The organism is Rhizobium sp. RHZ02 (assembly GCF_014851575.1).
Classification (GTDB): Bacteria; Pseudomonadota; Alphaproteobacteria; order Rhizobiales; family Rhizobiaceae; genus Rhizobium; species Rhizobium altiplani.
Genome location: NZ_JACUZX010000007.1, coordinates 105,017 through 123,489 on the forward strand (window position 1 = coordinate 105,017; position 18,473 = coordinate 123,489).

At 58.2% G+C, this 18,473-nt stretch carries 16 protein-coding genes; 4 read left to right on the plus strand and 12 right to left on the minus strand.

Translation table 11 applies throughout. The annotated features are described in order from the left end of the window. Together IB244_RS13775 and IB244_RS13780 are read left to right on the plus strand one after the other, a co-directional pair. Positions 1-1,281 carry a D-tagatose-bisphosphate aldolase, class II, non-catalytic subunit gene (locus tag IB244_RS13775; RefSeq protein WP_025659165.1) on the plus strand — a complete coding sequence of 427 codons (1,281 nt, stop codon included), beginning with the start codon at positions 1-3 and terminating at the stop codon, positions 1,279-1,281. Positions 1,282-1,395: 114 nt separating this feature from the next. Continuing rightward, positions 1,396-2,409, plus strand: coding sequence for a LacI family DNA-binding transcriptional regulator (locus IB244_RS13780; RefSeq protein WP_025659166.1), 1,014 nt, complete (start codon positions 1,396-1,398; stop codon positions 2,407-2,409). A gap of 209 nt (positions 2,410-2,618) precedes the next feature. On the opposite strand, the gene IB244_RS13785 is transcribed toward IB244_RS13780, so the two are convergent. The 9 genes from IB244_RS13785 to IB244_RS13825 all read right to left on the minus strand — a co-directional run bounded on the left by IB244_RS13785 (position 2,619) and on the right by IB244_RS13825 (position 12,270). Continuing rightward, entirely contained in the window at positions 2,619-3,686 is a 1,068-nt protein-coding gene (locus IB244_RS13785; RefSeq protein ID WP_192304596.1) for an ABC transporter ATP-binding protein, read from the minus strand. 61 nt (positions 3,687-3,747) lie between these two features. Then, positions 3,748-5,040 carry a D-tagatose-bisphosphate aldolase, class II, non-catalytic subunit gene (locus IB244_RS13790; protein WP_192304598.1) on the minus strand — a complete coding sequence of 431 codons (1,293 nt, stop codon included), beginning with the start codon at positions 5,038-5,040 and terminating at the stop codon, positions 3,748-3,750. Next, entirely contained in the window at positions 5,037-5,990 is a 954-nt protein-coding gene (locus IB244_RS13795; protein ID WP_192304600.1) for an SIS domain-containing protein, read from the minus strand. Before IB244_RS13795 ends, IB244_RS13790 begins: the two co-directional genes overlap by 4 nt. Before the next feature lie 12 nt (positions 5,991-6,002). Then, positions 6,003-6,860, minus strand: coding sequence for a carbohydrate ABC transporter permease (locus IB244_RS13800; RefSeq protein ID WP_037215255.1), 858 nt, complete (start codon positions 6,858-6,860; stop codon positions 6,003-6,005). After that, positions 6,860-7,777 carry a carbohydrate ABC transporter permease gene (locus IB244_RS13805; RefSeq protein ID WP_025659171.1) on the minus strand — a complete coding sequence of 306 codons (918 nt, stop codon included), beginning with the start codon at positions 7,775-7,777 and terminating at the stop codon, positions 6,860-6,862. Before IB244_RS13805 ends, IB244_RS13800 begins: the two co-directional genes overlap by 1 nt. Beyond that, a complete protein-coding gene (locus IB244_RS13810) occupies positions 7,774-9,030 on the minus strand; it encodes an ABC transporter substrate-binding protein (protein WP_192240440.1) in 1,257 nt (418 codons plus the stop codon). Before IB244_RS13810 ends, IB244_RS13805 begins: the two co-directional genes overlap by 4 nt. Beyond that, on the minus strand, positions 9,023-10,021 hold the full coding sequence (locus tag IB244_RS13815) for an N-acetylglucosamine kinase (RefSeq protein ID WP_192304601.1): 999 nt from the start codon (positions 10,019-10,021) through the stop codon (positions 9,023-9,025). The genes IB244_RS13810 and IB244_RS13815 overlap by 8 nt, the downstream gene beginning before the upstream one ends. Beyond that, positions 10,014-10,811, minus strand: coding sequence for a DeoR/GlpR family DNA-binding transcription regulator (locus tag IB244_RS13820; RefSeq protein WP_025659174.1), 798 nt, complete (start codon positions 10,809-10,811; stop codon positions 10,014-10,016). The genes IB244_RS13815 and IB244_RS13820 overlap by 8 nt, the downstream gene beginning before the upstream one ends. A 145-nt stretch (positions 10,812-10,956) precedes the next feature. Further along, positions 10,957-12,270, minus strand: a complete 1,314-nt coding sequence (locus IB244_RS13825) for an alpha-glucosidase/alpha-galactosidase (protein ID WP_192304603.1) — start codon at positions 12,268-12,270, stop codon at positions 10,957-10,959. A gap of 101 nt (positions 12,271-12,371) precedes the next feature. Here IB244_RS13825 and IB244_RS13830 point away from each other — a divergent pair, with 101 nt between their 5' ends. Then, the gene (locus IB244_RS13830) at positions 12,372-13,265 is read left to right on the plus strand and encodes a helix-turn-helix domain-containing protein (RefSeq protein ID WP_192304605.1); all 894 of its coding nucleotides are present in this window, start codon (positions 12,372-12,374) and stop codon (positions 13,263-13,265) included. Between the two features lie 115 nt (positions 13,266-13,380). On the opposite strand, the gene IB244_RS13835 is transcribed toward IB244_RS13830, so the two are convergent. From IB244_RS13835 to IB244_RS13845, 3 genes are read right to left on the minus strand one after another with little or no spacing between them, the layout of a single operon-like run. Further along, positions 13,381-15,885 (minus strand): ImcF-related family protein, encoded by a 2,505-nt coding sequence (locus IB244_RS13835; protein ID WP_192304607.1) that lies wholly within the window; start codon positions 15,883-15,885, stop codon positions 13,381-13,383. 44 nt (positions 15,886-15,929) lie between these two features. After that, positions 15,930-16,838, minus strand: a complete 909-nt coding sequence (locus IB244_RS13840) for a M15 family metallopeptidase (RefSeq protein WP_025659178.1) — start codon at positions 16,836-16,838, stop codon at positions 15,930-15,932. Beyond that, entirely contained in the window at positions 16,835-17,593 is a 759-nt protein-coding gene (locus IB244_RS13845) for a PP2C family protein-serine/threonine phosphatase (RefSeq protein ID WP_025659179.1), read from the minus strand. Before IB244_RS13845 ends, IB244_RS13840 begins: the two co-directional genes overlap by 4 nt. 116 nt (positions 17,594-17,709) lie before the next feature. Here IB244_RS13845 and IB244_RS13850 point away from each other — a divergent pair, with 116 nt between their 5' ends. Beyond that, on the plus strand, positions 17,710-18,468 hold the full coding sequence (locus IB244_RS13850) for an OmpA family protein (protein WP_169680800.1): 759 nt from the start codon (positions 17,710-17,712) through the stop codon (positions 18,466-18,468). The last annotated feature ends 5 nt before the right edge of the window (positions 18,469-18,473 follow it).

Below are 18,473 nucleotides of genomic sequence, written 5' to 3' on the forward strand. Positions count from 1 at the left end.
ATGCAGAAAAGCTACCTATCCGATATCGCAAAGTGGCGCGGACGCGACGGCGTCAAGGGCATTCCCTCTGTATGTTCTGCCCATCCTGCCGTCATCGAGGCCTCGATGCTGCATGCGCGGCGCCGCGGCGTGCATCTGCTTGTCGAAGCGACCTGCAACCAGGTAAACCAGGACGGCGGTTATACAGGAATGACGCCCGCCAACTTTCGCGCTTTCGTCGAGAATATTGCCGCTAAAACGGGCTTTGATCTTGGAAGGCTGATCCTCGGCGGCGACCATCTCGGACCCAATCCGTGGAAACATCTGCCAGCCGACGAAGCAATGGCAAAGGCATGCACGATGATCGAAGCCTATGCGAAGGCCGGCTTCACCAAGCTGCACCTGGACACCAGCATGGGCTGCGCCGGCGAGCCAGTGGCCCTCCCCGACGCAATCACGGCTTCTCGCGCTGCCCGACTTGCCGCCGTTGCCGAAGAGGCATTGGACGGCATCAACGGCATCAAGCCGGTCTACATCGTCGGCACCGAGGTTCCAATTCCTGGCGGTGCGATGGAGGAGCTTGATGTACTGGACGTGACGAAGCCGGAAGCTGCGCGCGAGACGATCAGCGTCCATCGGGATGCCTTTGAGGCGGCCGGTGTCCCGGACGCCTTCTCCCGTGTTGTCGGCGCAGTCGTGCAGCCTGGCGTCGAGTTTGGCAACGAGAACGTCATTTCCTATGTTCCGGAACGAGCCGCAGCTCTTAGCGCCGCCCTATCCGATCTTCCGGGTCTGGTATTCGAGGCGCATTCGACCGACTACCAGACGCAAGATGCTCTGCGTCGCCTCGTGCTTGATGGCTTTGCCATCTTGAAGGTCGGGCCGGGGCTGACCTTTGCACTGCGCGAAGCTTATTACGGGCTGGACCGGATCGCCGAGTTCCTGTTTGCCGGCAAGCGCAAGGAAACGCTCGTGGCCACCATCGAGCGCGTCCTCACAGCCGAGCCGAAGAACTGGGAAAAATACTATCATGGCTCCGAGGCCGACCGGCATATTCAGCGCCATTTCAGCTATTCGGACCGCGTCCGCTATTACTGGCCCCATTCCGAGATCGACGCCGCAGTGACTGCAATGTTCACGCTCCTCGACGGCGTTGATATTCCGGAGACTCTGATCAGCCAGTACCTTCAGGCAAGCTACGCTGGGGTGCGCGCAGGCAAGGTCAAGCCACGGGCGCAAGATCTGACTATCGCCGCAATCGATCACGTGCTGGATGACTACTTCGAGGCCTGCCGCGCCTAGCCAGTGCGACGGTTGCGCGACGGGCAGACATCTGCTTGAAGTGTTCCTATAGTTTAAATCGATTAAGCATGAACGAGGGTGGGACCGGCTTTGACAAGCAAACCGATCAGGACCATGGAGGATTTCTCCGAATATGTCGGGTTGTCCCGCCCGACGGTATCCAAATATTTCAACGATCCAAGCTCGGTCCGCATCAAGACCCGCAACATCATCGAAGCGGCGTTGAAGGAAAGCGGGTTTCGCCCGAACATCTTCGCTGTCAATCTGAACCGTCGCCGCAGCAACATCATCGGGATCATCATCCCGGACTCAACCGATCCCTTCTACATGGCTTTGACGCGGCGCGTGGAATTTATCGCAAATGCCAGCGGCTTTCTGGCCTTCATTCTCTCCTCTGACGGCAACCCGGAGCTGGAAGCTCGGGCAATTGAGACGTTGAAGTCGATGAACGTGGCCGGTGCCATCATTGCGCCACTTGGTGTTCAGTCTCATCAGGAAACACTGCTGACCCTTGCAGCCGCGATCCCACTGGTTTTCGTCGACTCTCCACTTGATGACATTTCGCCCTTTGTCGGCACCAACAACCGCAAGAGCTTTCAGCTTATCGTCGACTATCTTTGTCGGTCCGGGGAGCCCCCATGCTACCTCGGAATGCCGCCAGTCAACACCAATGCCCGAACTCGTGCAGCGGCCTACGTGGAAGCGATGCGCGAGTTGCAGATGGAGCCCGTCGTCCTGCCCCTTTCCGAGAAGGCGGATTGGGACTTCGAGCGCATCGGTTTTGAGGAGGCGCTACGCTGGATTGACGGGGGCGGTTTTCCAACCAAGACCGTGCTTTGCGCAAACGATCGCATCGCCTTTGGCGCTATAGCCGCTGCCTATCAGCGCGGACTGAAGGTCGGCCGAACGGCAGACAGCGATCTCAGAATCGCCGGCCACGACGATCATCCCCTTTCACGCTACGCGTGTCCACCGATCACGACCGTCGCCCAGAATTTTAACGAGATCGGCAGACTGGCAACGAAGCTTTTGTTCGAGATGATTGACCTCGACGGCGAAGTCGCAGCCACCTCTGACAAAGAGCGGGTACTCCTCAATGCGGATCTCATCTTGCGGAGCTCCGCCTAACGCCTCGGCCCCGTTCAGCTGCGAGCGTCCGATAGGACTGTCCCAGTTTTCTGTCCGATTGAGCTCAAATGATCACACGGCGCGACCATCACCCCTGTCGATGTCCGGCAAATACGCAACAACAATCGATCGAAATGTGAAGATAGCGTCACCGATCAGGATGCAGCTATTCCCTTTTGGTGTCCGCGATACCAACGGCAGAGCGCCGTCTAGTTTGAGTGCAAGCGCTTTTCCGTTCTGGCGTCGAATAGATGGATCTTGTCCAGGTCTGGTGCCAGCAGCAGTGAATCGCCCGGACGGACGTCAAGTCGATCCCTTACCGATACGATGACATTGTCGGAACCGAGCTTGGCCGTGAGCTGCGTTTCGGCCCCTGTGGGTTCAGTCAGGATAACCTTTGCAGCGGAACCGGCACCGATCGAGAGGTGCTCGGGCCGAACCCCGTAAATGATGTCGGATCCAGGCTTCACACTGATATTTTCGGGCAAAGGCAGCCTCGCACCACCACGAGCGATGAACTCAAGCGGACCCGATGAATTAACTTTGCCGTGAATAAAATTCATCCCCGGGGAGCCGATAAATCCGGCTACGAACAAGTTTGCGGGGCAGTCGTAAAGATCGAGTGGCGAGCCAATCTGTTCAACAGATCCGTCGCGCATGACCACAATCCGGTCGGCCATGGTCATGGCTTCAATCTGATCGTGGGTCACGTAAATAGTCGTTGTCTTTAGCCGCTGATGCAGTTGCTTGATTTCGGAGCGCATCTGCACGCGCAGCTTCGCGTCCAAGTTCGACAACGGCTCATCAAACAGAAAGACTTGCGGGTTTCTCACGATCGCGCGGCCCATCGCTACACGCTGCCGCTGTCCACCCGAGAGATTTCGAGGGTATCTTTCCAGAAGTGACTCGAGACCAAGTATTTGTGCCGCTTCCCGAACACGTCTCCTTGTTTCTTCCTTCGGGGCCTTCGCAAGCCTGAGCGAAAACCCCATGTTGGCTTCAACGGTCAAGTGCGGGTAAAGCGCATAGGATTGGAACACCATTGCGATATCGCGCTCTTTCGGTGCGACATTGTTCACGATCTTGCTGCCTATGGAGATCCTACCGCCCGAGATCTCTTCAAGCCCTGCAATCATTCGCAGGAGGGTTGATTTGCCGCAGCCGGACGGACCGACAAGAATAACGAACTCGCCATCCTGGATATCAATATCCACCCCGTGCAGCACTTCAAAATGACCATAGCTCTTTCGGGCATTCGCGACTGTTACTGACGCCATCATGTTCTCCGGCAGTTATCTCTGTTCGATAGTCGTCTCGTTCGAGGGTCGGTACTGATCGTTACCTGCTCGTTGCCATTGAGTAAGGGGCAAGCGCTGCATCGATCGCTGCCAGGCACAAATCGCGAGCGCTCGCACCGATCCGCTCTGAAACGACATCGGAGTAGACCCGGCCGAGGTATTGGCTGATCAAGGTCTGCGGGATATCGCCGTGAAAACGGCTGAACAACTCGTCTACCGCGGCGCTCGCTCGCGGATCTGGCCAGTAATAGCGGATTCGATCGCTGTAACTGAAGTGACGTTGAAGCTTTATTTCTTCGGCGGTTCCACCGTAGTGCCCCGCCCAATTCAAAGGCCGATCCAACATGATGGATTCCATGGATTCGACCAGTGTCGTTTCGCGGTCTCCGCAAGTAATAGAGGCAATGGCATCGAGGCCATACAACGCCTCCCGAAGGGCAAAGGTGAGACCAGGCCCAACCTTGAGGATAGCAAACCCGCCGTCAACAAGGGCAGCCAGGCCCTCGGTTGTCTGGTAGTCGGTGGAATGTGCTTCGAACAGCAACCCGGGCATTTCATCCAGGGCCGAAATCAGGCTCTTTGCTCGTTCGGGTTTGTAGAGCACAACATTTGAATTGCCGAATTCGACACCGGGTTGGACCACGATGCCGATAACGCGAGCGATCGCCGTAGCTATTCCTGCTTGCGCAAAGGACTCCTGATGGACCTTCAAAGTCTTAAGAGCGGCGTCACAACGTGTGATGTCGATGTCCGCGATTTCATGGGTTGCTCCACCGGGTGGTGGTACCTCAGTTCCGATGATGTAAACCGGCGGACGACGATTTGAACGAAGAGCAGCTTCCTCGGCTGCCTTGGCCAGCCGCGCGGCGCGTGCAGCTGTTAACTCGTCGTGAAGAGCGATTGGTTCACCCGCGCAACCCATCGATGTGTCTAGATGAATCTTCTCAAACCCGGCCTCTACATAAGCGACGACCATCGCCTCGGCGCGCGCCATGGCTTCTTCGGCCGCCAGGAATTTCCAGGGGTTTGGGCCGAGATGATCGCCGCCAAGGATGATCCGTTCAGTCGGGAAATCCAGTTCCGTAGCGATGCCCTCGATAAATCGACGAAAGCCCGCCGGTGTCATTCCGGTATAGCCGCCCTCCTGGTTTACCTGATTGCACGTGGCTTCTATGAGAACTGGTTGCTCTTCGGTCCCGGCGCGCCGAAGCGCGGCCTCGATGACAAGTGGATGCGCCGAGCAAACCGAAGTGATGCCGCGGGGAATAGGAAGCGATCTTGCTCCGAAGAGCTTTCCAAGTGCGGTCTGCCGGTTTTCTTCGATCCGTGTCATGCGAGCTTCACGACTTTGGTCAGGTGTCTGGGAGAAACGGTATCGATTTGGCGAGCCTGAGCGACACGCTCGCCGAGGATCTGCAACGCTGGAAGAACAAGCAGTCCCGTCAGCGAAAGGTCGACGTCAATGGGCAGCCCAACGTCTCCTGGTCCGCCAATTCCGATGACAGCCGCGCCCTTTTCCCTCAATTCCTCGACCAGCTTCACCTCAGCCTCCTTCTGGTCTGAGCTGTAAAGCATGACCACCGCGGTCTTTTCGTCGACGAGACTGATTGGGCCATGGCGATACTCCAGCGGATGAAACGCTTGTGTCATCGTCTGGCTCATTTCCATGAGTTTGAGCGCACCTTCCAGAGCGACACCAAACAACGGTCCGCCGCCGAGAAAGACGAAATGCGATCGGTCTGCAATAATTGTCGGAAGGACTGCATCGAGTGCATTGGCGAGCTTGCGGGCGGAAGCGCCAATGGAGCCGGGGATTGGCTGCCCAATTGCCTGCATACCGAGGAGGACCATTAGACTTGCCGAAACCGTCATGACGATCCCCTCCTGCGGATGAGTCTCGGATGTCACCAACCGATCGCAGTTCCTTGCGAGCGAACTTTCAGCCTCTACGGTTATAGCCGTCACGAAGGCGCCAGCTTTGCGGCTTGCCTTTGCGGCTGCGACGGTCTCGGTTGTCTCGCCACTGCGCGATAGCGCGATGACGTGTGTCGCTTGCCAATCCGACCAGAAGGCGGACGGTCGGCTCTGCCATTCCGCGCCGGGCACGGCTATAGCTTTGCGACCTGACATGTTGGCATACGCCGCGAGCGAGAGCGCGAGATTATAAGACGTGCCGCAGCCAACGAACACCAACAACTCGGCACCCTCAACGGATGTGTTGGCGCCAATAGCCTTTTCCCAGTAGGGGAACTGTTCGAATATAACCTTCTCGGTCGTGTTCATGTGGACTCCGATTTATTTGACTGAGCCGGCCAGCAGGCCGCTGACCAGGTAACGATTCAGGAAAATGACGACGAGAGCGGGGATGACGATTGCAATCGATCCGCTTGCTGTGATGAGGCCGTAGTCGATGAAGTTCTTGGTGACGAACTCGGGAATGAGCACCGTCATTGGCTTCGTTGCCTGCGGCGAGAAGATCAGCGGCACCAAATACTGTCCCCACGCGCCAAGGAAGGTCAAAATTGCCGCTGCCGTCAATCCAGGGCCGGCAAGGGGCAGCACGATGTTGAAGAAAATGTAGAGTCGCCCTGCCCCATCGAGTTGGGCTGCTTCTTCAAGCGCAATCGGAAGGGCTTCGAAGACACTGCGAAGGAGCCACAACGACAGGGGCAGAAAGGCAGACACATAGATCAAAGAAACCCCGACATATGTATCAACCAGATGCAGTTTGATCATGATCTGGTAAAGCGGGATCAGAACGGCATAGGCAGGGACCGCCAGGGTCGCAACAACCGCCACAAAGAGAACTTTGCGACCGGGAAACTGTAGTCGTGTGAACGCGTAGGCTCCGAGCGCCGACACCGCCACGCAGAGCAAGGTGGCAGCCACCGACGTCACCACGCTGTTGATCAATGCGGCTCGGAATTGTTTGAAGACCTCGACCCCACCGATCCGGGCAATATTAATACCGAGAAGCCTCGAATAGTGATCGAGGGTGAAGTGCTGTGGAAAGAAGCGGATCGGCCGGGTCGAAAAGTCTTCGGTTGGCGTCACAGAACTCGCAACTGTCCAGTAAATCGGTCCGAGGGACCAGAGCAACAGCGCTGCAACGCCGACCCAAATCATGATGCGGTACTGAATTGTGGGCTTCATCAGTCGAACCGTGTGTTGCGATAGACCCGAAGGACGTAAACGAGGGAGATGAGCAGTGATACAAGCGTGATCACCACAGAAAGTGCCATGCCGTATGAGAAGCGCAGGTTCTGAAAGGTCTCGAGGTAGATCTGGACGAGAATCGGCCTGGTTTCCAGGCTGGCACCGGCGAGTACCCAAGCCTCATCGAAGAGATTGAAGGCGTTAACGGTGGCGTTGGTCATGGCAACGGCGATTGCGCTTCGAACAAGCGGAAGCGTGACCAATCCAAACATTTGTAAGCGAGTGGCCCCGTCGATGCGCGCAGCTTCGTAAAGATGAGCGGGTATGCTCTGCATCGCGGCAAGAACAATCACGACCGTCAATGGCATCATGCGCCACACGTGAACGACGGTCACGGCGATGATGGCACTTGTGCGATCGTTGAACCAGACATGATTTTCGAACGGAAGGCCAAGGGCTGACAGAATGCCGTTGAGCAGGCCTGCACCAGGCTGATAGATCCAAAGCCATATTACCGAGTTCACGACACCGGGAAGTGCCCAGGGAAGAATGACGGCCGCTAGCACCCACTGGCGCCCCACCTTCACCTGGTTGATCAGCGCTGCGGCAAGGACGCCGAAAACAGTTTCCGCCGCCACCGCGAGGACGACGTACATGAGCGTGTTGGCCCACGTCGTTCCGAGCTGCGCGTCTGACAACATCCGCGTGTAGTTCTCCAACCCCACGAACGGAGTTCCGGCTTGCATGGGGTTGACCCTGTGCAGGCTATCCCACACGGTGCGACCCATCGGGTAGAAAACCAGCGCGGCCATCGTGATTGCAATCGGAGCCACCAGTAACAGGCCGAGTGTGGTGTCGGCGTTAAAGCCGACCCCACGCTTGCTGGTCACATCTTGCGATGCAAAAGCGGTCATTGCGCCATGGCCTGCTTGGCGGCATCGGCGATCGCCGCCACCGCTTGATCGACAGTCATCTGGCCCTTTGCTGCGCTATTGATCGCGGTATTTACGCCGCTGGAGAACTGCGGGTACCATGGAGGCGTTCCCTGCGGGAACAGCGGCTCAACTGTCTTGGATTGCGCAACAAGTGCAGCTCCGCTGTTCAGCTTTCCAGCATCGTTAAGTTCCGACAGGGCCGAAGTGCGTGTTGGCAGAAACCCATTCACGACATTCTTCTTTTGGAAGTCCTTGCTGGTAAACCACTTTACGAAGGCGATGGCGGCATCCTTGTTGGCAGAGACGTTGGGTATGGCAAGCGCCTCCGGCAGACCGAAACTGCGTGTCTCACCACTTGCAGTGGGTACCAGAATTGCTTCTACCTGACCGGCAACCTTCGACTGCTTCGGATCATTCATTTGCCCGAGACGACCGGGCTCGCCGGAAATCATGATACTGGTGAGACCCTGCGAGAACATGCTTTCGTTGATCTGGCTGTCTTTCAGACCGGTCGACGCCGGATCAACCAGCCCTTCCTTCAGAAGCATCAATTCGAAGGCAAGCGCCTTGTAGCCAGCCGAATCCGGCTTCGTGAAAAGTGGAGTGAAATCCTTGTCGAAGAGTTCGCCACCAAAGGCCTTCGTCAACAGGTACCAGCTCGTCGAGGCGCCCTCCGTCGCGGAGACGGGAAGGCCGATTGGATATTCGGAGATGCCCTTCTCCTTGATTTTCCGGGCGACCGAAACCAATGCGTCAAGCGTCTTCGGCATTTCCGTAATGCCCGCATCGGCGAAGTGCTTCTTGTTGACAAGCATGACGCGGAAGTCGTTGGTATAAGGAACGCCAAGAAGGTTTCCGTCGACCGTGAAGATTTTTGCGACGCCGATATCCTTCACGGTATCTGCATCAATCACGTCGTTCAGAGGCAGGAACCAGCCAGCAGCGCTGAACTGCCCCGTCCACGACCAGTCGAATTCCGTCACGTCAGCAGGCGCAGTACCCGCCACCAAAGCAGTGACAAGCTTCGGTCGAATGTCGTCCCACGAAAGTGTCTGGAGATCGACATGGATTCCGGTTTCAGCCTCGAAGTCTGCCGCGATGTTCGGGCCCTGCGGAGAGGGCATCAAAACCGTAATCGACTGGCCGGCGAGTGGCTTGGCGTCATCGGCATGAGCTGGCGTTACGATCGCCAGGGCTGCCGAGGCGAGTAATGGCAAGATAAACTTATGCATGTTCCCATCCTTCATTGTTCTTAATGCTCAGTTTATTCGCAGACGTGCCAACGCTGTCGGCGGTGGCAGCGACTTGCCCGAACCAGCTCTCATCGGGGAACCAGTCGAGAAGTTGGGCGGCGGCAAGTAGCGCACCACCAATGGGAGGAAGCTTCGAGGGGACCGGGGACTTTCCTATTCGCCGCGCCAGAGATTCCAAGAGCAGGGCACTATTGAAACTGCCTCCGGCATAGGTCCACGATGCGTCGTTGTCACAATGTCCAGAGATTGCACTGTGATGCCTGGCGAGCTCGTCAGCGGCCCGTTCGATCAGCCCGATCGCCACCTCGTCGCCACAACGAGCAGCCCTATCCACCAATGTTGAAATCGATGCGATACCTGCTCTTCGATTGGGTAGCAGGGTGACCCAGTCACCCAGCGCATTCATCGGATCGTCCGCTTCGATCTGCAATTCATCGAATAGAATCTTGGAAAGTGCTGTCGGGGGAGCGCGACCATCCAGGCTCTTGCTGATTACACTCAGCGCGCTCCTGCCAATCCAGTAACTGCTACCTTCGTCTCCGATTTGATCGCCCCATCCGCCGATCCGTGCAGATTGGCCAGAGGCGTTGCGCGCCCAAGCCATTGACCCCGTTCCCGAGAGGATAAGGATACCGGGCTTTCCGGCGAACGCACCAAGGTGGGCAGCATCGACATCGTTGAGGATGTGTCGGCGCGCGTTGGGAAACAGGCGCTCAATGGCCTGCTGCTGCAGTTCCGACAGGCGAGCAACTTCCCCGAACGCAGGCAGGGCCGCGGCCACTGCGGCCACGTTTTGGTGATTGAGGAACGGGCCAAGTTGCTCTTCCAGTTCCCGCAGCCAATTTGGATTATCCATCGGGTTAACGCCGCGACCGCGAGACGACTGCACGATACGTCCGGACCTGTCAGCTAACGCGACCAGGACCTTGCTGCCCCCGCCATCGATTCCCAGGACAAACTCGTCACTCATTCCTTCCCCCCAACTCCGCGATCGTGGTCGCGACGCCGAGCTTAGCGAGGTCGTCTCGCCAATGAACCGCTAGTCCGGAGTCAGTGATAACCTGTGCGACATTCAGCGGCGCGACCTTGTAGGTGGCCATTGTCCCGAACTTTGAGGAATCGGCGAGGACGAAGCGATTTGCCGATCTGGCGAGCATGTGGCGGTTCAAACTCGCCTCGGCGCTATCAACGCTGTAGATCGCGCCATCAGGACTAATGGCGCTGACACCAAGGAAGAGCTGATCGAACCATATGCCGTCCAGCATCGCCTCGGCCTGGGGGCCCACGAGCGAAGCGTTTTCACTCCTCAACTGGCCACCAAGCAAGACCACTTCGAGGTTCGGGATATTCAGGAACTCCTGGGCGACGGTCAGGCCGTTGGTGAAGATCCTCAATGGCAGCGGGTTAATGCGGATCAGGCGAGCAAGCTGAAGGACGGTAGTGCCCGCATCGAGGAAGATTGCGGATCGCGGATGAAGCAATTCATAGGCGGCCGTCGCGATGACCCGCTTGGCCGAAAGGTGCTGCTTTTCCCGCTCCTGAAATGCAATCTCTACCGACGATCCCTCGGCAATGCGGGCCCCCCCATGCACCCTGTCAATCGCACCTTCTTCCTCAAGGATCTGGAGGTCCCGCCGAACGGTCGCAAGCGATGAACCGGTTGCATCAGCCAGCGCCTGGATCGTCGAAAATCCGTTCGCATACAAATGGCTGCGAATAGCATCCAGACGATCGACCTTAACCCCGATTGGTTGGCTCATTCACATCTCCCAGGATACAATATCAATCACCCTCCCACCGCAATTAATCAGAGTCAATCATAATTTTGATCGTTTCTGATGTTTTTGCGATGAAAAGCAGAGCAGCGGGAACTGCGCACGGTCAGCCGCTGAGCGGGAATCCCATTCAGTGATATGTCGGCAGGAGGTCTCCGTGTGCCTCGATCAAGTCGTTGACAAGACTCCAGATCTGATCGGGAGAGAGTTCCGCGGAGGTGTGGGGATCAAGCAGGGCCGCCTGGTAGATGCGATCTCGATTTTTTGTCAGCGCGGCTTCAACGGTGAGCTTTTGAACGGAAACGCTCAGGCTCATGACGGCCGCAAGCTGCGAGGGTATCCGCCCTATCCTGATCGGCTGAATTCCATTGCGATCCACATGGCAAGGCACTTCGACAATGCACTCGTTCGGCAGGTTCTCTATCAGTCCGTTGTTTGGAACGTTTCCATATATCAGGGCTGGACTGCCTGTTGTCACCGCGTGAATGATCCCTGCGGCATACTCATTGCTCCGGCAAACCTCGATCGGCTTGTCGCCTTCAAGGTCCCTGCGCAGTGCGTGCCAATCAGCTATTTGGACTTCACAACGACGGATGTATTCGTCGAGGGGGATGTTGAGTTGATCAACCAGATCGCCCCTTCCTTCCTTGATGTACCAGGATGTGTATTCGGAAAAATGCTCGCTCGACTCTGTTACGAAGTGACCGAGCCGTTTGAGCACGTCGAAGCGAACGCGGTCATCCGCCGGAACACGCCCCTCAGCTGCCAGGGATTTGAGACGCGGGTATAAGTCTTCTCGGCGCCCATCTTGATGAACCTTCTCGTAGCGCAGGAAGAACGCGACATGATTTATCCCGGCCGAAACGTAGTTTACGTCTGCGACATCTTCACCGAGGCATTTCGCCAGGTGTCCGGCGGTGTGCTGGACGCTATGGCACAAACCCACACTTCGGATTTCCGGGGCTAGTTCCTTGATCGCCCAGCAATTGATGGCCATGGGATTTACGTATTGCATCAAGATTGCCTGCGGGCAGACCTCTTGCATGTCACTGCAAATTGCTTCCAGCACGGGTATAGTGCGTAGCCCCCGGAAGATGCCACCAACTCCAAGTGTGTCGGCGATCGTCTGCCTTAGTCCATATTTTTTTGGAATTTCGAAATCGGCAACCGTGGCTGGCCTGTAGCCGCCAACCTGCATCATCAGGATCACGAAGTCCGATCCGCTCAGCGCCGCTCGCCGGTCTAGCGTCGCCTCCACTTTGACCCCGACGAGTTTGAGGGCGTCGCAAATACGGCGCGCAACAATTTCCGATGTCTTTAAACGTTCTGGATCGATGTCGAACAGGCTGATCGTGAAGTTGCAGCCTTGCGATGAAAGCACGTCTCCAAGGATATTCTGAGCAAAAACGGTGCTGCCGGCACCGACGAGGCAGATCTTCGGCATTGCAATCTCCTTTCAGATCATGCTTCGTAATGCGCTTTAAAATTAGTGATTTCCTCCTCCGAAATACCAATTTACTCCGAGAATCGAGCGCGAAAGACGTTATGAAACGCAGAGGTGAGCGCGGGGAATGGACAGGATCCAGAGGCGCCTTTTTGGTGGAGCGTCATACCGCGGACGCTATGGCCTCCGCTCACTGGCACGACCACTTGGAAATTAATCTGCTATTGGAAGGGCAAATGACCTACCTTTTCAATGGGCGACAGGAAGTGGTTGAGGCCGGCAGAATGGTTCTCTTCTGGGCCGCTATTCCGCACCAGACGATATTGGTCAGCGATAACGCGCCGCTTGTTTGCGCTTATCTTCCGCTCGTTGATTTTCTGGCTCTGCCAATAGACAAGGACGCCAGACGATTGATCATGCAGGGGAGATTTCTCGCAGATCAGCTATCGGATGGGTCAGATGCGATCGCCTTTCCGCGGTGGGAACGTGAATGGCAAAATGCTGATGCTGTTCGGCAAAGATTGATTGTGGACGAGGTGAAAGTCCGAATTCGGCGATTGATATTGGATAATACGGACGCGGCGACTTCGACCCGACATACTGTCGGCACTACCACGAAGGGACACGCGGTCCGGCACGTTGAGATACTGAGCGACCTGATCAATTCGCAGTTTTCAAATGCAGTCAGTGTGCCGGACCTCACGAAGATCGCGGGTATGCATGAGACCACCGCCAACCGGGCGTTTCGGGATGTTCTCGGGATGTCCGTCAACGAATATCTGACCCGTTACCGCATCGCCCGGGCGATGCAACTTCTCACTGATACGGACCGGTCAGTTCTGCAAATTGCGTTTGATTGCGGATTCGGCTCGAGCAGCCGGTTTTACGAAACCTTCAAAGAGCGCACTGGGACGACCCCCCGTCAGTTCCGAATATCGATGACCCCGATAAGTCCCTCTGATCGCTTGAGCAATGTCCGGGCGCGATCCTTCTGACCGCTGGGAGCTCAGGGATCTTCCAGACGAATTCTGTGGCCGTGGGCCCGACGGGGTCACACTCTTCCAAATCGCACGAGCCTTCGCCCGCATGCGAAAGATAGGATAGTGAAATTCACAATGCCAGCGGACAGGTCAGGCCGCGCATCAGCGAGCGCGCCGACACCGGATTGGCAGGCCCGGCGAAGGACATCTGCAGATAGGCGCGCGCTCCCTTGGCGCGCACATCGATCAGGAACCGCCGGCCGGCGTCGCGGGGTCGCAACCGTGATCCGTCCAGGAACCGCAGGAGGCCCCATGGTCCGGCTTCGCCCTTCTTGTCGACTGCAATGCCGTTATCGAAGGATATCTCAAATCCGCGCGCTGGTGACGCTCCTGGCCATTTCAAGGTCACTGCCTCCCCCGAAGTGACCACCGGAGCATGAGCGCCGCCGATTGAGACGGTCGCAGCTCCTCGTTGGGCGAGCGCCTCCAGCACGATCGGGACATTGGGCGGTGTTCCCTGTTGGAACAGAGCCTGCCCAAGGGCCACTGCCCGCTGCAAGAATGCTGCGCTTTCCGGTGTATAGCCGGAAAGCCGCGCCTCCGGTCTCCAACGCCACGGTGTCGTCGACGTGTCCATCAAATGTGCCAGTTGCGCCCGAAAATACTTTTCGATCGTGCCCTCCGGCGCGAAGATCCGTGCGACCTCGGCCATGTCCGCGTCAGGGCCATCGAAGAACGGATAATGGCCATTCACGGCGGCCCGGCAGGCGGCTGAAATCTGCGAACCCCAAGATGACTGGGACTGAGACTGGGGCTGAGACTGGGGCTGGGGCTGGGGCTGGGGCTGGGGCTGCGGCACCTCCTTTGCAACATGATCCGTTGCAACGTCCGGCGCCTGATCCAACGTAGGTTCGGCGGCCCTCGGGGCAGCCGTCTGGGAAATCACATCCTCGACGATTTGCACGACCAGAAGAGGTGCTTGCTGCAAGGCAACGATGGAGTTCGCACGCTCCTGTGCGTCCATGAGGGATTTCTTGCCAATCTGTGTATCTGCATCGAGAACAGCAAGAGCGACGTTCAACGATACGAAAAGTTGCGAGATTTCCGACATCCGCCCCTGCTCGACGAACTGGATCGCCGGCCCCAACGCCGCCGCGATCCGAAGCTGATTGGCGTGGCTTCGGCCACGATCCGTCCCGCCCGACTGACGCCAGGCCTCACGGATAAGTGCTGAGAGCGGCGAGTTGCGTGCGCTTAGCGCACCGCTGATCACGACCGCCGTTGGCTGGTCGGTGAACGGCCTGACGCGTAGCTCGCCCAGATACTCCGTCCATACGTCAAGCGTACGCTTTTGAAGCAGATCCATCACCGCGTCTTCGGTCGTCGTGCCATTGGAGGCAATAAGCGTAGCGGCCTCGGACCTTGCCCTGCGGATCGCCTCGCTTGCACCGTCCGACCGCGCGTAGCTCCATCCAGCCTCCGTGTAGAGGCCGGCGATACCGCGCCCGATCGGTACGCCTGACCGGTGGATCAGGATCGTCTCGAGACCTGGCACTGCCTGGGAAAGAGACCAGGCAGGAAGTGCTGCGGCCTTTTCGGCACGGGTCAGTTCAAGCAATGCACGCTCGCTTGCCGAGCCTTCAGCAGCGAACTGCCGTGCCTGGGCGACCGTTTCGGGATCCGGAGATGGAAGTCTCGGCTGTGGCCCGGACATGGCGGCGACATGCTCGGCCAGCAAGGCAAGTTCGGGAAAGGCCTCGGCTCGGTCGGCAACCCAACCGGCAAGAAACCGAGGCTGCCAGTCAGAAGTGCCCTTCAGGATCGACCAGGCGCGCAGGGAATCGTAGAGTGCATTGGCCTCGCCTTCGGTGGCAAGCGCAACACCGAGTGCCTCGGCGAGTGGCTCGGCAACAAGGGATTCGGCCGCCTCGCCATAGCGACGACGTGCAGCCGCTGCCGGGTCGAGCATCTCGATATGATGAATCAGGCCAAGCGGAGACTGGCCCGCGTCCTGCTCGACAAGCTGGACTGCCGCCAGGAACGCATCGAGCTGGGCCGCCCGCGCAGCCGGCGTAGCGGCCTTGCCAGCTTCTACAACGCTTCCAACGGCTGGCAATTGCGCCAACAACCGCTCGCGAAACCGCCATTCCGCCCATCCAGCCCAGCCGACGAGCATCGCGAAAAAAAGGACAATCGCAAGAAAGACGAGTCCACGGTCTGCCCGCGTTCTATGCTGCTCCGCCTTCGACTGCGCGGCTTGCACTGCCTCATTGCAATGCCCGAGAAAGCGGGCCAGATCGCGCCGCGCCAAGCCTCCTTTCGCGGCCTGGGCAGCGCGTTCTGCGAGCCCATCGGCGCCAATCATGTGGCCAATTGGAAGGGCGGCTGCAAGAGCACGTTCCCATCGCTTGGCCGGCAGCGCCGGATTGCTGCGAGCCCGCACGTCAAGCAGCGCGACGAGCGCGTCGCGCGCATCCAGGAGCCAGTCAGGGGGAACGTTCCTGCGGCGTCCTTCTTTCTCGAACTCGGCCACAAGGAGGCGGGCAGTCGCTGCCAGCTCCTGCGGATCGGGCCGCTTCTCGCTTTCGGCGCGCTTGGCGAGGCTCAGCAGCGGCTCCGCCAATGCGGGAAGCATGTCCGCTCCCGTGAAATCCCGACCCGGCGGTTGGCCATGGTCGCTCACAGCTTGCCCTCCGCAGCCCATTTGCGCAGCAGCGCCTCGCCGACTTCAAAGTGCATGGAATCTTCGCGACTATAGCCGGCACCCCAGTACCAGCCGGCATCGTTGAAAAACTCCGCAAGCACAACAAGTCCGAACTGCGTGTTGTCATCGCCCATCCGGTCGAGGTTCTTCTTGAGTGTCAGGTCGACGGCCGCGCCCCAGGCGTGCGAGGAGACAGATTTCGTGGAGCCGCGCACATAACGCGCGCAAAGCGCACCGGCCGTTCCGATCGCGGCGTAGATGTCTGGCTCTTCCTTTCGCAGACGCTCCATGATCTGCCCCAAGGAATCGAGCGCAGGCCTGATCATCGTCAGGCGGAAATGCCCTATGTCTCGGCTTTCCAGGGTTCTCAGTAATTTTGGGTTGGTGACCGGCTGGCAGCTTGTGGAATAGACACTTCGTGGCTCGCCAAGGACCTCGCGTAACACTGCCGGGGTCGGGCGTATGACACGCTCGTTGAAGCGCTTCTTCGCCAATTGCATGGGCTCCGTCATATTTTCGGTTTCTTCCGGCGGCGCAATGCCACCGAACTGATCGATCGAAAACGACTGCGGGCTCACAGGTTCGCCGGGCGGCGGCGAAACCGCAGAGCTTTGCGGGACGGGTTCGGGACGAGGCGCCTCTGCCAGTTCCTTCACCTTTCCTTCTAGATCGGTCACCCTTCGCTTAAATGAGTTCAGTTCAGCGCGCAGGTCCTGGATTTCCGCGTCCTGTTTGGCAAGCTGTTGCGTTGCCCGATCAATCCTTCCTTCATTCGGATCAAGCTCGGTATTTCGCAGCAAGTCTCCAACCAACGCGAACGCGACCGCCGCAAGAATGATGCTCATTCCAATGACGACGGCTGCAATCGGATCTAGTGGCCTCAAGGCGCTGCAGCTCCGTCAATCCGAACGACCACCACAGAGACGTTGTCCGGAGCGCCATTATGGAGAGCGGCGGCTATCAGTCGCTGGCAGGCGACGTCGGGGTTTGGCGCGCTCAACTGTGCGATGATCTCTGGCTCGGCAACACAGTCAGTCAATCCGTCGGAACAAAGAAGCAAATAATCCCCCGGCTTGAGGGGGACTTCGACAGAGTCGACATCGAGCCGTTCGGCGGCACCGATCGCGCGGGTAACAACGTGCGCTTGCGGATGCTGCCAGACAGCGTCAGGCGTCAAACGTCCATCATCGACAAGTTCCTGCACGACCGAATGATCGCGCGTGAGCTGCAACAAATCCCCTGCCCGCAAACGGTAGGCCCGGCTATCGCCCACCCACGCGATCGTCGCTGTTCCACCATCAATGAGTGCGACCACCACTGTTGCGCCCATCTGCGCAACATTGGCCGACGCCGCCCAACGACGGATGGCGGCATTGGCTGATTGCAGTGCAGCGACGAGATGAGCGCCGGAAATGGGTGCATGCGGAAGGAGGGCGAGCTGTTCGATGACCAGGTCTGCCGCGACATCCCCGTGGCCGTATCCGCCCATCCCGTCTGTTACCGCCCAAAGTGCGCCTGAGGGGTCAATGAGAATAGCGTCTTCGTTGTTTGTGCGCACATGCCCGGTATGGCTCAGTCCCGCTCCTTGCGGCCTGGACGGCCAGCGCGTCGAAGGATTGTCCCGAGAATCCGGGGTCATGATCGGATAACCCCATTGATCGATCCGTCGTGAGCGCAACTGCCGGATCGGTTGCAGCCACAATGATCCTATAGTATTTTCAAGGGGGGCGAAACCTTTTTGCCAAGGAGCCTGAGATGAAGCGCCTGATGACCACAAAGCTGACGGTGTTTCTCGCTCTGTTCTTCGTGACACAAGGTGGTTTGGGTGCACAGGAACTGAACGATTCCGCGCTCAAGGAACGATTCCAGCGACAGATCGACTTGTTCAAGGCGGCACGCCTCGGAGCGACGCGCGGCCTGGTTCTTAACAACGGCAACGCAGCGCCCAACGCCCAAGCCGTCCCGGTGACAATTGCAACGCCCGAGACTGAACCGGCCAAGACCGCTCCAGCGCCCTCTTCCCATGCAACCGTTGAGTCCCAAGGCACCCAGACTGCTCCAGCGGCCCCCAATACAGCTCAGCCATCTGCCCCGAAGCCGACGGCGACGTCGTCAGCAACGGCAGTGTCCGCGGCCGCAGCGACGACAGACCCACAGACATACTGGAAGCTCCCGCCTGATGACCAGATCAACGTCCGGGTGAATTTTGCATTTGACTCTGCGGCGATCGCTTCGGAGCAAAGACCAATGCTGAGGCAGCTTTGCGAAGTCGTAAAGGACATGGACATCAAACTCGTCCGTATCATCGGTCACACGGATTCTGTCGGTGGCGCGAGCTACAACCAGCATCTGTCGGTTCTGCGGGCGAAGGAAGTTGCGCGGTTTTTCACGGATGATTGCCATATCCCGCGCGAACGGCTCGAAGCGGTTGGTGTCGGCGAGCAGTTTCTTCTCAACCAGGAAAACCCGAAGGCCGACGAAAACAGGCGCGTGGAATTCCAGGCGGTGAGCTAACGGCG

Coding starts and splice junctions, on each gene's coding strand:
- IB244_RS13775 (WP_025659165.1), top strand. CDS start 1: ATGCAGAAAAGCTACCTATCCGATATCGCAAAGTGGCGCGGACGCGAC.
- IB244_RS13780 (WP_025659166.1), top strand. CDS start 1,396: ATGGAGGATTTCTCCGAATATGTCGGGTTGTCCCGCCCGACGGTATCC.
- IB244_RS13785 (WP_192304596.1), bottom strand. CDS start 3,686: ATGGCGTCAGTAACAGTCGCGAATGCCCGAAAGAGCTATGGTCATTTT.
- IB244_RS13790 (WP_192304598.1), bottom strand. CDS start 5,040: ATGACACGGATCGAAGAAAACCGGCAGACCGCACTTGGAAAGCTCTTC.
- IB244_RS13795 (WP_192304600.1), bottom strand. CDS start 5,990: ATGAACACGACCGAGAAGGTTATATTCGAACAGTTCCCCTACTGGGAA.
- IB244_RS13800 (WP_037215255.1), bottom strand. CDS start 6,860: ATGAAGCCCACAATTCAGTACCGCATCATGATTTGGGTCGGCGTTGCA.
- IB244_RS13805 (WP_025659171.1), bottom strand. CDS start 7,777: ATGACCGCTTTTGCATCGCAAGATGTGACCAGCAAGCGTGGGGTCGGC.
- IB244_RS13810 (WP_192240440.1), bottom strand. CDS start 9,030: ATGCATAAGTTTATCTTGCCATTACTCGCCTCGGCAGCCCTGGCGATC.
- IB244_RS13815 (WP_192304601.1), bottom strand. CDS start 10,021: ATGAGTGACGAGTTTGTCCTGGGAATCGATGGCGGGGGCAGCAAGGTC.
- IB244_RS13820 (WP_025659174.1), bottom strand. CDS start 10,811: ATGAGCCAACCAATCGGGGTTAAGGTCGATCGTCTGGATGCTATTCGC.
- IB244_RS13825 (WP_192304603.1), bottom strand. CDS start 12,270: ATGCCGAAGATCTGCCTCGTCGGTGCCGGCAGCACCGTTTTTGCTCAG.
- IB244_RS13830 (WP_192304605.1), top strand. CDS start 12,372: ATGAAACGCAGAGGTGAGCGCGGGGAATGGACAGGATCCAGAGGCGCC.
- IB244_RS13835 (WP_192304607.1), bottom strand. CDS start 15,885: ATGCTTCCCGCATTGGCGGAGCCGCTGCTGAGCCTCGCCAAGCGCGCC.
- IB244_RS13845 (WP_025659179.1), bottom strand. CDS start 17,593: ATGACCCCGGATTCTCGGGACAATCCTTCGACGCGCTGGCCGTCCAGG.
- IB244_RS13850 (WP_169680800.1), top strand. CDS start 17,710: ATGAAGCGCCTGATGACCACAAAGCTGACGGTGTTTCTCGCTCTGTTC.